The 13,373-nt window shown below is 65.7% G+C and carries 12 protein-coding genes; 6 read left to right on the plus strand and 6 right to left on the minus strand.

Annotated features, from left to right (window positions below):
• Positions 1 to 115: 115 nt before the first annotated feature.
• On the plus strand, positions 116 to 970 hold the full coding sequence (choW, locus tag BLS48_RS16010; RefSeq protein ID WP_091579066.1) for a choline ABC transporter permease subunit: 855 nt from the start codon (positions 116 to 118) through the stop codon (positions 968 to 970).
• Entirely contained in the window at positions 967 to 2,148 is a 1,182-nt protein-coding gene (gene choV, locus BLS48_RS16015) for a choline ABC transporter ATP-binding protein (protein WP_091579068.1), read from the plus strand. The genes choW and choV overlap by 4 nt, the downstream gene beginning before the upstream one ends.
• Before the next feature lie 51 nt (positions 2,149 to 2,199).
• Here choV and BLS48_RS16020 read toward each other — a convergent pair whose 3' ends face one another.
• Positions 2,200 to 3,606, minus strand: coding sequence for an ATP-binding protein (locus BLS48_RS16020; RefSeq protein ID WP_091579069.1), 1,407 nt, complete (start codon positions 3,604 to 3,606; stop codon positions 2,200 to 2,202).
• Positions 3,603 to 4,319, minus strand: coding sequence for a response regulator (locus tag BLS48_RS16025; RefSeq protein ID WP_091579440.1), 717 nt, complete (start codon positions 4,317 to 4,319; stop codon positions 3,603 to 3,605). Before BLS48_RS16025 ends, BLS48_RS16020 begins: the two co-directional genes overlap by 4 nt.
• Before the next feature lie 256 nt (positions 4,320 to 4,575).
• Here BLS48_RS16025 and BLS48_RS16030 point away from each other — a divergent pair, with 256 nt between their 5' ends.
• The 4 genes from BLS48_RS16030 (at position 4,576) to clpS (ending at position 6,168) form a co-directional block, all read left to right on the plus strand.
• Entirely contained in the window at positions 4,576 to 4,878 is a 303-nt protein-coding gene (locus BLS48_RS16030; protein ID WP_091579071.1) for a hypothetical protein, read from the plus strand.
• Between the two features lie 38 nt (positions 4,879 to 4,916).
• Complete coding sequence (locus BLS48_RS16035) at positions 4,917 to 5,192, plus strand: hypothetical protein (protein ID WP_091579072.1); 276 nt, start codon at positions 4,917 to 4,919, stop codon at positions 5,190 to 5,192.
• 215 nt (positions 5,193 to 5,407) lie between these two features.
• A complete protein-coding gene (locus BLS48_RS16040; RefSeq protein WP_091579074.1) occupies positions 5,408 to 5,722 on the plus strand; it encodes a hypothetical protein in 315 nt (104 codons plus the stop codon).
• A 140-nt stretch (positions 5,723 to 5,862) separates the two neighbouring features.
• Positions 5,863 to 6,168, plus strand: coding sequence for an ATP-dependent Clp protease adapter ClpS (clpS, locus tag BLS48_RS16045; protein ID WP_091579443.1), 306 nt, complete (start codon positions 5,863 to 5,865; stop codon positions 6,166 to 6,168).
• A 135-nt stretch (positions 6,169 to 6,303) separates the two neighbouring features.
• Here the strand turns inward: clpS and BLS48_RS16050 are convergent, their stop codons facing one another.
• The 4 genes from BLS48_RS16050 to BLS48_RS16065 are packed head-to-tail and all read right to left on the minus strand — an operon-like array spanning position 6,304 to position 13,246.
• Positions 6,304 to 8,382 (minus strand): hypothetical protein, encoded by a 2,079-nt coding sequence (locus BLS48_RS16050; RefSeq protein ID WP_091579075.1) that lies wholly within the window; start codon positions 8,380 to 8,382, stop codon positions 6,304 to 6,306.
• 48 nt (positions 8,383 to 8,430) lie between these two features.
• On the minus strand, positions 8,431 to 11,253 hold the full coding sequence (locus BLS48_RS16055; RefSeq protein WP_091579077.1) for a DUF4159 domain-containing protein: 2,823 nt from the start codon (positions 11,251 to 11,253) through the stop codon (positions 8,431 to 8,433).
• Positions 11,250 to 12,242 (minus strand): DUF58 domain-containing protein, encoded by a 993-nt coding sequence (locus BLS48_RS16060; RefSeq protein ID WP_091579079.1) that lies wholly within the window; start codon positions 12,240 to 12,242, stop codon positions 11,250 to 11,252. The genes BLS48_RS16055 and BLS48_RS16060 overlap by 4 nt, the downstream gene beginning before the upstream one ends.
• Positions 12,242 to 13,246 (minus strand): AAA family ATPase, encoded by a 1,005-nt coding sequence (locus BLS48_RS16065; protein ID WP_091579445.1) that lies wholly within the window; start codon positions 13,244 to 13,246, stop codon positions 12,242 to 12,244. The genes BLS48_RS16060 and BLS48_RS16065 overlap by 1 nt, the downstream gene beginning before the upstream one ends.
• Positions 13,247 to 13,373 lie beyond the last annotated feature (127 nt).

Here is a 13,373-nt window from a genome sequence, read left to right on the forward strand (position 1 = left end):
AGGCCGAACCAGGAAGGGCAGCCATCTTAGAAAAGGCTGCCCTTTTTCATATCCTGTGACAAGATGACGTTGGGCGAGCCGAGAGCAGGGCGGCTCCTGGACGAAGAGGGGTGAGATGGATCCGATTTCGCAATTCATGGTCGATCACAAGATCCCGATCGGCGCCTGGGGAAAGGCGTTCTTCGGCTTCCTCACCGACAATTTCGACACCATCTTCAGGGCCTTCTCCAATGGCCTCAATTTCCTGCTCGACGGGCTGGTCAACATCCTGCTGATGGTGCCGCCAGTGCTGCTGGCGCTGGTCATCGCGGCCATCGCCTGGCTGCTGCAGCGCTCGCGACCGCTCGCCATCGGCGTCTTCCTCGGGCTCATCTTCATCATCAACCAGAACCTCTGGAAGCAGACGGTGCAGACGCTGGTGCTGGTCGTCGCGGCGGCGGCCATGGCGATGGCCATCGGCGTGCCGCTCGGCATCTGGGCCGCGCACAAGCCGAAGGTCTACCGCGTCATGCTGCCGGTGCTCGACCTGATGCAGACTCTGCCGACCTTCGTCTACCTGATTCCGGTGCTGACCCTGTTCGGTCTTGGCAACGCGCCCGGGCTCATCGTCACCATCATCTTCGTCATCCCGACCGCGGTCAGGCTCACGCATCTCGGCGTCGTCTCGGTGCCGAAGTCGATCATCGAAGCGGGCGAGGCCTTCGGCGCCACCAAGAGCCAGCTGTTGTGGAAGGTGGAACTGCCCTCGGCGCTGCCGACCATCATGGCCGGGCTCACCCAGTCGATCATGTTGTCGCTGTCGATGGTGGTGTTCGCGGCGCTCATCGGCGCCGGCGGTCTCGGTACCGAGATCAACCGGGCGCTCGGTTCGCGCCGCATCGACCTCGGGCTCGAGGCTGGCCTGGCCATCGTCGTGCTCGCCATCGTGCTCGACCGAATGACCCGCATCGGTGTTGGAGGCAAGAAATGACCGTCGCCGTCGATTTCAGAAACGTCGATATCGTTTTCGGCGCCGACCAGGCCGGCTCGCTGGCGATGATCGACGCCGGTGCGACGCGCGCCGAGATTCTCGAGAAGACCGGCAACGTGCTGGGCTGCGCCGGCGCCAGCCTGACCGTCAACGAGGGCGAGATTTCGGTACTGATGGGCCTGTCCGGTTCTGGCAAGTCGACGCTGCTGCGGGCCGTCAACCGGCTGAACGTGGTGTCGCGCGGCCAGGTGCTGGTCAAGGACGGCGACAAGATCGTCGATGTCGTCACGTGCGACCAGGCCACCTTGCGGCGCCTGCGCCAGAAGCAGGTGGCGATGGTGTTCCAGCAGTTCGGCCTGTTGCCTTGGCGCACGGTGGAGGAGAATGTCGGCCTCGGCCTCGAACTTGCCGGGGTGCCGGAGGCCGAGCGCAAGGAACGCGTGCACCGTCAGCTCAAGCTGGTCAATCTCGACCAGTGGTCGAAGAAATACGCGCATGAGCTTTCGGGCGGCATGCAGCAGCGTGTCGGCCTTGCCCGCGCCTTCGCCACCGAGGCGCCGATCCTGTTGATGGACGAGCCGTTCTCGGCGCTCGATCCGCTGATCCGCACCAAGCTGCAGGACGAATTGCTGCAGCTGCAGGCCGAGCTGAAGAAGACCATCATCTTCGTCAGCCACGACCTCGAGGAGGCGCTGAAGATCGGCAGCCACATCACCATCATGGAGGGCGGCCGCATCGTCCAGACCGGCGCTCCGGAGGACATCGTGCTGCGGCCCGCCAACGACTACGTCCGCGACTTCATCGCCAATGTGAACCCGCTGTCGGTGCTGACCGCCTGGAACGTCATGCGCGACCGGCGCGACCTCGAACAGGGCAAGGACGGCTGGGTGTGGCTCGACCGGCGAAAGACGACGCGCTTCAAGATCGACGATCACGGGCTGGTGGCGGCGGCCGAACGCGACGGCAAGCCCGCGGTCTGGGTGTCATGCGCCGATGTCGAGAGCCAGCCGGAGGAAGTGGCGCAAGTGTTCTGGGCCAATCCCGGCACCTCGCTGAAAACGGTGATGCTTGCCATGCATCGCTCGCAGACCGCACCCGTGGCGCTGTTCGACGACCAGTCGCGCTTCGTCGGCGCCATCGGCATCCGCGATGTGCTCAGCGCGGTGCTGCGGCGGTAGTTTCTCCGGAACCCGAAGGCGACGAGGCGAAGCGATCTGGCGCGCCTCGTTCTACGCCGCCAGCGGCAGGCGCAGTTGCGTCAGCAGGCCGCCGCCCGGGTTGTTGGACAGGCTGATCTCGCCGCCGGCGGCGCGCGCTATGTTGCGCGCGATGGTCAGGCCGAGCCCGAGCCCGCCGGTCTGGCGGTTGCGGGATTGTTCGAGGCGCACGAAAGAGCCGAACACGGCGTCGATCTGGGCCTGCGGTATACCAGGCCCTTCGTCGCGGATGGTGAGCAGGATCATATTGTCCGACCGGCGCAGGCTGAGATGCGCCTTCTTGCCATAGGTCACGGCATTCTGGACGAGATTGGTGACGCAGCGCCTGAGCGCGACCGGCCGCGCCATGCAGATGAGGCCGCGTGAGCGGGTATCGTCGTCGAACGAGACGTCGTCGTAACTGTCGGCGACCGATTCCACGAGCGACCAGAAGTCGATGCGCTCGCTCTTCTCCTCGGTCACCTCGAAGGTGGCGAAGTCGATCACAGAACTGGCGATGCTTTCGACATCCGCGAGATCGTGCGCCAGCGCCTCGCGGACCGCCGATTTGCGCAGCAGCTCCAGGCGCAGACGCATCCGCGTCATCGGGGTGCGCAGGTCATGCGCCAACGCCGCCGCGAGATGTTCGCGGTCCTCGACATATTCACGCAACCTGGCCTGCATGGCGTTGATCGCCTTGGCGGCGGCACGCACCTCGCGGCTGCCCGACTCGGTGATCGGTGGGCTCTTCAGATCCTTGCCGATCCTGTTCACGGCGGTTTCCATCATCCGGTACGGTGCCGTCAGCCGGCGCAGCGACCAGATCGACATGATCACCACAAGCCCGGCGATCAGCGAATAGAGCGGCAGGCTGTCGAAGCTCAGGATCGGGCCGACGGGCGTGATCGGCTCGGTGAAGTTCAGCCATTGGCCGTCGGCGAAGCGCAGCGAGGCCGTCAGTTTGTCGCTTTGGGCGAAGTCGGCGGCCAGCACCAGAAGGTCGCGTTCCACCTGGCCGATATCGGGTCCCGGCGCCGTGCCGCTGGCGTCGTCGGCCTCGCGCGTCGCCGGATCGCGCCGCACGCGTGCGTCGGTGATGCCGAACTTCGACAGCCGGCCAACGAGGATGTCTTCGAGTTCGGCCAACTCGTCGTCGCCGGCGATCGACGAGGTGACCGCGGGCGTGTCCGAGACAGTGAGCGCGTAGGTGGAATTGAACAGGCCGGTCGCCGTCGTCTTGCGTTCCTCCGGCGTGGCGTCATGCATCAGCTGCACCAGCGAGAAAGCACGATCGTTGAGGCGATAAAGGTCGACGACGTCATTGGCGGCGGCGCGGTCGCGCGACACGATATAGAGGGTCGCGACCTGGCTGATCAGCAGGCCGGCAATGACGATCAGCAGCACCCAGACGGGCAAGGTCTGCGGCAGGAAACGTCTCATTCGGAAGTCGTCTCGGGCAGGAACTGGTAGCCGCCGCTGCGCACGGTCAGGATGAGCTTGGGCGTTTTGGGATCGTCTTCCATCTTGCGCCGCAGCCGGCTGACCAGGATATCGATGCTGCGGTCGAAGGAATAGTCGCTGTCGCCGCCGGAGAGTTCGATGAGCTGGTCGCGGGTCAGCACGCGTCCGGCGCTCTTGACGAAGGTCTGCAGCAGGTTGAACTCCGCCATGGTCAGCTCGACCCTGACATCGTCGGGCGCGGTCAGCCGCCGCCGCGAACAGTCCATCGTCCAGCCGGCGAAGCGGTAGAGCTGCTTGGTGGTGGCGCGCTTCGGCTCGGCGGCGCCGTTGCGCCGCAGCACGGCGCGGATGCGGGCCAGCAGCTCGCGCGGGTCGAAGGGTTTGGGCACATAGTCGTCGGCGCCCATTTCCAGGCCGACCACGCGGTCGGTCGTCTCGGTGACGGCGGTCAGCATGATGATCGGTGTCGAATACTGGGCGCGCAGGTCGCGGCACAGTTCCAGCCCGCTCTTGCCGGGCAGCATCACGTCGAGCACGATGAGATCCACATGCGAGCGGCGCAGGATGGTCTCCATCTCGGTGCCGTCGGCGGCAACCGAGGTGTGCAGGCCGCGCTTCTGGAAGAACTCCTGCAGCAGGTCGCGGATGCCCTTGTCGTCGTCGACGATCAGTATGTGTGCGTCGGATTTCACAGGTGCCCCGTCTCTGTTGCCGGCCAAGCTATCCTTGGTTGGTGAGCCACACGATAGAATTCGGGCCATATGTTGGCCAGTGCCTTGCATTTCAAGGTGGAGCGAAGCATCGGCGCCTTCGCCGGCCATGCAGAAACAATCCAGAAACAAAATTCTACAATCCGGAAAAACTCCTGAAAAAGTAGGACGGCATAACGGTGCCGTAGCGGTCAGGTCATTGGCTGCGACGCCAGTCTGCGGGTTCACGGATAAACCGATGCCAAGGTTGTCGATCAGTTTGTTGGGTGCGTTGCTGGGCGTTTGCCTGGTCACCGCCGCTGCCGGACAATCGGATGCAAAGGTGACGCCCACCACCCGGGCCGAACGTTGCGCCAATCTCAGCCGCCAATTCGACGAAGCCCTCGAAACCCACGCCACGGCAACGCAGGTCACCGCGGCAAAGGCACTTCAAAGAAAGGGAAACCGGTACTGCGCCGCCAAGAAACAGGCACAGGGCATCCGGATGCTCGCAAACGCTTTGAAGCTGCTTGGAGTGACGCCGAACGACCCGGTTCAGTGACACTCGAAACTCGACCCGCATAAAAAGGAAACGAAGCCATGAAGAAGTCCCTCCTGTCCGCCCTCGGCCTCGCCGTTGCTCTCGCCTTCTCGATGCCGGTTCTCGGCAATGCGGCCGCCACCACGACCGCTGCCCCGGCTGCTACCACCACGACCACCGCTCCTGCTACCACCGCTCCGGCCACAGCCGCTCCGATGAAGGCTGCCCCGAAGAAAGTCGCCAAGAAGGTCTGCAAGGTGACCAAGAAGCACAAGTGCCCGGTCAAGAAAGCCCCCGCGAAGGCCGCCCCGAAGGCTGCTCCGAAGAAGCCCTGATCGGTCCAAAGCCTGCTTTCTAACAAGGCCGTTCCAGCTGCAAGCCGGCTGGGGCGGCCTTCTGCAAGCGCATCGTCGAAGGGCGGTGCACCGGCGACGAAGCGGGTCGGCGAACCCGGCCCGATGGCGGCGAGGGCTGAAAACCGGCAGCTTCCAACCAAGCACTTCGATCATGTTTAACCCGTTTGCAACGCCGGCCGTGTAGGACAGTCCGCATGAAGAAGCGGCTTTCGTCCATTCTGCGTTCGATGGTGCTCGGTGGCCTGGTCGCCAGCGGCGTGGCCAGGGTGCTGATCCTGTTCACCGCCAGCCCGGTGCCGGATCCGGCGAGCGGGCGCACCGAGCCTTCGCTGTTCGCGCCGGCAATCTCCAGCACCTGGGACTACATCACGCCGGTACAGGCCTGGCTGCTGATCATACTCACCGGCGTGACGCTGAGCTGCGTTGTCGCGTGGCCGATCGCTGCGTGGATGGAACGCCGGGCGGATGCGGGCGGAAACCGCCGCATCTTTGGCCGTCAGGGCCGTTGAACCGCTACCAAGAATTCCCACATGATCGCCAATGACCGGGCTCACCCGCTGCCGGTCCGCGTGCCAATCAAAATGGACGATCGCTTTGGCCCGTGGCAAAATGCGGGGCGAAACTGTCGATGGCGAGACTGTCGGTTCCGATGCCTGAAATCACCACAAAACCGCGCGTCCAGGTCAAGCCGCAGACCGAACGGCCGAAACTCTACAAGGTCATCCTCATCAATGATGATTTCACGCCGCGCGAGTTCGTGGTGACGGTGCTGAAGGGCGAATTCAAGCTCAGCGAAGACCAGGCGCACAGGATCATGATCACCGCGCATCGGCGTGGCGTCTGCGTCGTCGCGGTGTTCACCAAGGATGTCGCCGAGACCAAGGCGACACGGGCCACCGATGCCGGCAAGGCCAAGGGTTACCCGCTGCTGTTCACGACCGAACCGGAAGAGTGAGGAGTGGTCGCCCGTAGGGCGATCAATCGACAACGATTTGTCGATTGAAACGACGAACGCCCGGAGCCATAGCGGAGGGCAGCGGCTCCAGGGCGGTTTTCCCTTCTCCCACAGGGGGAGAAGGAAAAGGTGCCACTACCGTCCCTCGCGGTACCACATCGAACCCATTGCCAGAAGCAGCAGGCCGAGGCCGAGGAAACCGCCGAACAGCGGCACGCGCGAGACGGCCTTGAGCACACTGTCGTCGGTGGTGCGCAGGCCGATCCAGTCGCTGCCGGACGCGGCGCCCGCCGAGCGCACCGGCACGATGGAGGGCAGCGTCACGTCGCTGCCAAGGGCCGCGGATGGCGTCAGTCGGCGCACGCTGCCGCCGGTCGTTTCCGCCGGTGCCTTCAGGCGGTTCTCGGTGGAGATGACGTCGGCGAATTCCGGCGCATTGACCGGTCCGACATGGGCAAGTGCGGTGAGGTCGCCGTTGGCGACCTGGTAGAGGCCGATTTCACTGGTCTCGACACTGCCGAGGAAGACGCCGGGTTCGGATTTCTGGAGCTTGACGGTCATCGTCTTGCCGGACGGAGTGATGATCTGCGCGGCGCCAGGATCATCGGCCATGGTCTGGCGCCGGATTTCCAGAACCATTCCACGACCGTCGGCGGTCAGCCGCTCCTCCTCGAGTTCGGGCTCCTTCATCAGCCAATGGGCGATGCGCCGATAGAGCTGGACATGCGGACCGCCGCCCTCGAAGCCGCGCGCCCACAGCCAGCCCTGATCGGAGAGAAGCATGCCGACGCGGCCTTCTCCCTTGTGGTCGAGCAGCAGCAGGGGCCGGTTGTCGGCGCCCTTCATCACCACTTCGCCTTCCGGGTTCTGCACGCCGATGGTGCGGAACCAGCGGCTCCAGTGCGGCGGCTCGGTGGCGGAGCCATCCAGCCCGCGCGTCACCGGGTGACGCTGGCCGAGATCGGTGAGGCGCGGATAGAAGGCCTTGTCGACCACCTCGCCGGTCGGCATCGCCGGCAAGGCCGACATCAGCGGCGTGCGCGCGATCGAGCTTTCGCCGGCATATTCGGGGCCGGCCGCGATCAGCAGCGCGCCGCCCTTTTCGACGTATTCGGAGATGTAGTCGTAATAGAGGATCGGCAGCACATCACGGTGCTGGTAGCGATCGAAGATGATGAGGTCGAAATCCTTGATCTTCTCGACGAACAGTTCGCGGGTCGGGAAAGCAATCAGCGACAATTCGTTGATCGGCGTGCCGTCCTGCTTTTCCGGCGGCCGCAGAATGGTGAAATGGACGAGATCGACCGAGGCATCGGATTTCAGCAGATTGCGCCAGGTGCGCTCACCCGCATGCGGCTCGCCTGAGACGAGCAGCACACGCAGGTTCTCGCGGATGCCGTCGATCAGCGCGATGGCGCGGTTGTTGGCGTCGGTCAGCTCGCCCGGCTCGCGATCGATGGCGAGTTCGACGATGTTGCGGCCGGCGCCCGGAATGGTCACTTGCAGCGGCATGGCCTGGCCGACGGTGGCATGCTCGACCGCGACCTGCTCGCCATTGACCGAGACGCGCACGTCGACCGGGCCGGTTTCGTTTTCCGTTGAAATGACCCGGTATGTCATGTCGAGCGGCTTGCCGACGATGCCGAAGCGGGGCGCGTTCTCGAAGCGGATGCGGCGATCCTTTTCGTGGTCGTTGCCGGTGATCAGGGCATGCAGCGGGGCGTTGAAATCGGGTGCGCCAGCCGGCGTGTCGTGCACCTCGCCGTCGGTGATCATGATGGCGCCGCCGATGCGCGACGGCGGCACGTCACGGAAGGCACCCTCGAGCGCGCCGAAGAGCCGCGTTTCGGTGCGCTCCTCGGCGGCTTCGGACTTGCCTGCCTCGACAACGCGCACGTCGAACTGCTTGAAACGGCCAAGACGCTGCTGGAGCCCGGCCAGCGCCTCGTCGGTCTGCCTGGCTCGGTCGCCGATATCCTGGCTCTGGCTGCGGTCGACGATCAGGGCGACGACGCTTTTCAGCGGCTCGCGCTCCTCATTGAGGAACACCGGGTTGAACAGGGCGGCGGCCAGCGCCAGCAGGGCGACGAAGCGGAAGATCGCGCCGCGCTGGCGAAACCACAGGCCGAGGGCCGCGAGCAGGATCAGCGGTACCAGCACCACGGCCAACAATGGCCAGGAGATGAGGGGCTCGAAGGAGATCGACCAGTTCATGCGTTACCCCGGTCGATCCGCGTGGGGTGTGCAAGAAAGAACGTCATCCTACTGCCCCAGCCGTTCGAGCAGTATGGGCACGTGCACCTGGTCGGATTTGTAGTTTCCGGTCAGCATGTACATCATGATGTTGACGCCGGCGCGCAGCGCGTAGATGCGTTGCATCGGGTCGGCCGGCACTGTCGGCAGCAACGGATCGCCATTCTCGTCGACCGCCCAGGCGCCGGCGAAATCATTGGCGGTGATCATGATCGGCGAAACGCCGTCGCCGGTGCGCACCGGCCGGTTCTCGGCGTTGCTGGCGTCGAGCGACGCCTCGACCCAGAGCGGGCTGCCGGCGAAGCGGCCGGGAAATTCGGGCAGGATGAAGAAGGATTTGGTCAGCACGTGGTCGGACGGCACCGGTTCCAGCGGCGGCACGTTGAGATTGCCGAGGATGTCGCGCAGCCGCTCCGTCGCCGGGCTGGCCGAATCGGCGCCGATGCCGTTGGCGAACTGGTCGCGCGTGTCGAACAGCACCGTCCCGCCCTGCTGCATATAGGCGTCGATGCGGGCGATCGCGGCCTGGCTCGGCAGCGGTGCCGCCGGATCGATCGGCCAGTAGATCAGGGGATAGAACGACAGCTCGTCCTTCGAGATGTCGACACCCGCGGGCGCGCCCGGTTCCAACGCTGTCTTCTCGATCAGGAAGCGGGTCAGGCCCTCCATGCCGGCGCGGCTGATCGAGTCGTCGCCCGGCACGCCGGTCAGCACATAGGCAATGCGGGTTTTCGAAATCGCCTCGATTGCTGCCTGGTCGCCCGGTTTGGCGTCGTCGGCGCGGGCAAGGTCGGCATGGCCGACCAGCGCGCCGAGCGCAATCAGGATCGCGGCGATGGTTGCCGCGGCACCGGCACGGCGCGGCCGGCGCGAAAGCAGTCCGCCCATCCACAACACCACCAGCGTATCGAGCAGCATCAGCGCCAGGGCGGCCACGACCAGCGCGCCCTTCAGGTTGTGCGATTCATCAAACGCATACTGGATTGAGGTGATCGGAATAGTGATTTGCGGGCGTGCCAGCGGCGCGAAGGTGCTTGTGGCCTCGAGCAGGTTGTGGGCGAAGACGCCGGTCTCGGAGCCGTAGAGGCCGGGTGGGTTCTCGAAAGTCACAGGCAACGAGCCGGCGGCCGGCACCAGCGGCCGCGCATCCGGCGTCGGCGGCACCAGCGAGCCGTCGGCCGAAATCATGCGATAGGGCGCCAGCGAGGTGGCGGCGGCTTCGGCACTGGCGACCGCCGCGCCCTGGTTGCGCGACAGCTGCACGAGGCGGCGCAGCATCTCGACGAAGCTGCCCGAGATCGGCAGATTCGACCATGTCGCCTCGGGCGTGACGTGGAACAGCACCAGCGTGCCCTTGCCTTTCTTCAATCCGGTGACCAACGGCGTGCCATCGGCGAGAGCCGCCCAGGTGCGCTCGACGATATCGGGCGTCGGCTCGGCCAGCACCTGTCTGGTAACGGTGACCTCGGTGGGCGGGGCAAGATCGGCGAACGGACCGGCCTTGGGAAATTCGGTGACCGGCTGCGGCGATGTCCATGACAGCGCGCCGCCGAGCGAACGCTCGCCGGTGCGCAGGCGGACCGGCAGCAGGTCATCGTCATTGCCGGCGGCGGCCAGCCGCGAGCCGGCGAAACGTACCAGCGTGCCGCCATTGTCGACCCAGTCGACCAGCCTTTGCCGGACCTGTGCGGGAATGGTGCCGATGTCGGCCATGACAATCATCGCCGGCTTCTGGTCGAGGATCTGCGGGATGGCATCGGCGAGGTCGGCGCTAGAGGGCTCGACGAGATCGGCGAAGGGCTGCAGCGCGCGCCTGATGTAGTAGAGTGGCGACAGAAGCGGCTGTGCCTGGTCGGCCTCGGCCTGCGACAACAGTCCGACGCGGCGGCGCTTGGAGCTTTCGTCGAGGACACGCACGGCGCCGGCCTGGCGCTCGCCGTCGAGCGCGATCGAGGCGAAGTCGTTGCGCAGTTCGAACGGCACCGCCATGGTGCCGGCGGCGGTGGATTCGCCCGGCGCAAAGGTCAGCGTCGCATCGGCGATGCGGCGGCCCTTGTCGTCGAAGGCGCCAGCGGTCACCTGCGCCGGGGCGGGGTCGCCCGGCGCGCGGATGGCGGTCAGCGCAAAGCCGTCGACCTGGTTCTCGGCGGCTGTGAGGCCGGTCAGCGAAAGCCGGTCGGCGGTTGCCCAGACGACGCGGGCGGCATTTCTCGACAAAAGCGTGTTGAAGGCGGCCTCGTCACCCTTTGCCGCCAGGCCGTCGGCGAGTACGGCGACGCTGGCGCCAGGCAAGGTGTCCAGCACGCCGGCGACGCGGGCATAGACAGCGGGCCGGTTGGTCGGGATCGGTCGCGGCTTGGCGGCGCGCAGCCGGTCAAGAGCCGTGGCGGCATCGAAGGGGCCGATTTCCGAATTGGGCTTTTCGGCGGTGAAAGCGATGATGACCGGCACGCCATTCGAGCCGGCGTCAGCTATGAGCCGCTCAGCGGTGGCGACGCGTTTGCCCCAATCGGCGGCACTTGCCCAATCATTGTCGATGACCAGCGCACGGGCCGCACCCTCGGCAGGCAACTTTTCGCGCGGATTGAACACCGGTTCGGCGAGTGCCGCGACGACCAGGGCCGCCATCAAGAGCCTGAGCAGCGTCAGCCACCACGGGCTTTGCTGCGGCGTCTCCTCGCGCTTCATCACGCGCGCCAGGATTTTCAGCGGCGGGAAGATTTCGCTCTGCGGCTTGGGCGGTGTCAGCCGCAACAGCCACCAGATCACCGGCAGCGCCAGCAGGCCCCACAGCACCATGGGAGCGCCAAAGGAGAGCGGCAGCCAGCTCATGCGCTGACCTTTCCGGCATGGTCGCCACCGGCGGCCAGCCCGGCATGACCGCCACCAGCGATCAGCCCGGCATGACCACTGGCGGTCAGCCCGGCATAACCGCCATCGGCGGTCATGGCCATGTGCAGGCGGACCAGCGCGTCGGAAGCGAGCCGGTCCGTATGGTTGACGGTAAAGCTCCAGCCGAGGCGCTTGCACCAGGCGGCCAGTTCCTGGCGTCGGGCGGTGTAGAGCAGGCGGTACTCATCGCCGAGCATTTCGGCGCGACCGGCGGTCAGCTTGTCGCCGGTCTCGGGATCGGTGAACTCGGTGCGGCCGGCATAGGGGAAGGTTTCCTCGGCCGGGTCGGCGACTTCGATCAGGTGCGCGCGCACGCCGTGGCGGGCGAGCACATCAAGCCAGGCCATCGTTTCCTCGACCGGGTCGAGGAAATCGCTGGCGATGACGATGTCGCAGAAGCGGCGGATGCCGGACAGATCGGGTTTTGCCGGCAACTCGCCGGCATGCATGAGCTGGGCGGCGATGCGCTCGGCACCGTTGCGGGCGGTGAACGGATCAGTGAGATCCGGCCAGGCGATGCGCTCGCCGCTGCGCGACAAAAGCTCGGCCATGGCCAGCGCCAGCACCAGCGCGCGCGATTGCTTGGAAACGCCGGCGCCGGTCGACTTGTAGAGCATGGACGGCGAGGGGTCGGCCCACAGCCAGACCGTATGGGCGGCTTCCCATTCGCGATCGCGCACATAGGTATGATCGTCGCGGGCCGAGCGGCGCCAGTCGATGCGCGAGGCATCGCCTTCGACATAGGGCCGGAACTGCCAGAAATTCTCGCCGATGCCGCGCTTGCGGCGGCCGTGCCAGCCGGCGATCACGGTGTTGACGATGCGGCGCGCCTCGACCAGCAGGTCAGGCACAAGCGAGGCCCGCAACCGGCCACGGGCGAGCGCGTCGCGCGTCGCTGCCGGAGCCTGGACTTCGCCGATGCGCGCCATCAGATGCCTTTTGCCAGCTTTGCCACCACGTCGCGCACGCTGGTGCCTTCGGCGCGGGCGGCGAAGGTCAGCGCCATGCGGTGCTGCAGCACCGGCTCGGCCAGCGCACGGACGTCGTCGATCGAGGGCGCCAGCCGTCCCTCATAAAGCGCGCGCGCCCTTGTGCACAGCATCAGCGCCTGGCTGGCGCGCGGGCCGGGGCCCCAGGCGACATGCTTGTCGGTCTCGGCGTTGCCCTGGCCGGGGCGCGCCGAGCGCACCAGCGTCAGGATCGCCTCGACGACGCTTTCAGGCACCGGCATGCGGCGGATCAGTGTCTGGATTTCCTTCAGCCGCACCGGTTGCAGTACGTTCTGCGCTTTCGCATCCTCGATGCCGGTGGTTTCCAGAAGGATGCGGCGTTCGGCCTCGATTTCGGGATAGAGGATGTCGACCTGCATCAGGAAACGGTCGAGCTGCGCCTCGGGCAGGGGATAGGTGCCCTCCTGTTCAAGCGGGTTCTGCGTCGCCAGCACATGGAAGGGCGCCGGCAGGTCGTAACGGGCGCCGGCAATGGTGACGTGATACTCCTGCATCGCTTGCAAAAGCGCCGACTGGGTACGCGGCGAGGCACGGTTGATCTCGTCGGCCATCAGTAATTGCGCGAAGATCGGCCCGGAGATGAAGCGGAAGGAGCGCTTGCCGAATTCATCCTGCTCCATCACTTCCGAGCCGAGGATATCAGACGGCATCAGGTCGGGCGTGAACTGGATGCGACGCGAGTCGAGGCCGAGCACGATGCCCAGCGTCTCGACCAGCTTGGTCTTGGCGAGGCCCGGCACGCCGACCAAAAGCGCGTGGCCGCCGGCCAAAAGCGCCACCAGCGTGCGTTCGACGACGCTCTCCTGGCCGAAGATGACCCGGCCGACCCCGTCGCGGACCCTGGAGATATCGGCCAGCGCCTTCTCGGCTTCGGCGATCATGTCTTTTTCGCTGATCTGGCTTTCCTTGACCATCACGCTCATGCCGCATCGATCCTTGTGGTTGGAAATACCGGCCCGCACCATAGCACAGGTTGCTGCGATTCGGCCTCGCGTGGCGCCTATGCCGAAACTTAAATCACAGACCTAGGCTGACAAGCGGAACAACAGT

Origin of the sequence: Mesorhizobium qingshengii (genome assembly GCF_900103325.1) — a bacterium.
GTDB lineage: Bacteria > Pseudomonadota > Alphaproteobacteria > Rhizobiales > Rhizobiaceae > Mesorhizobium > Mesorhizobium qingshengii.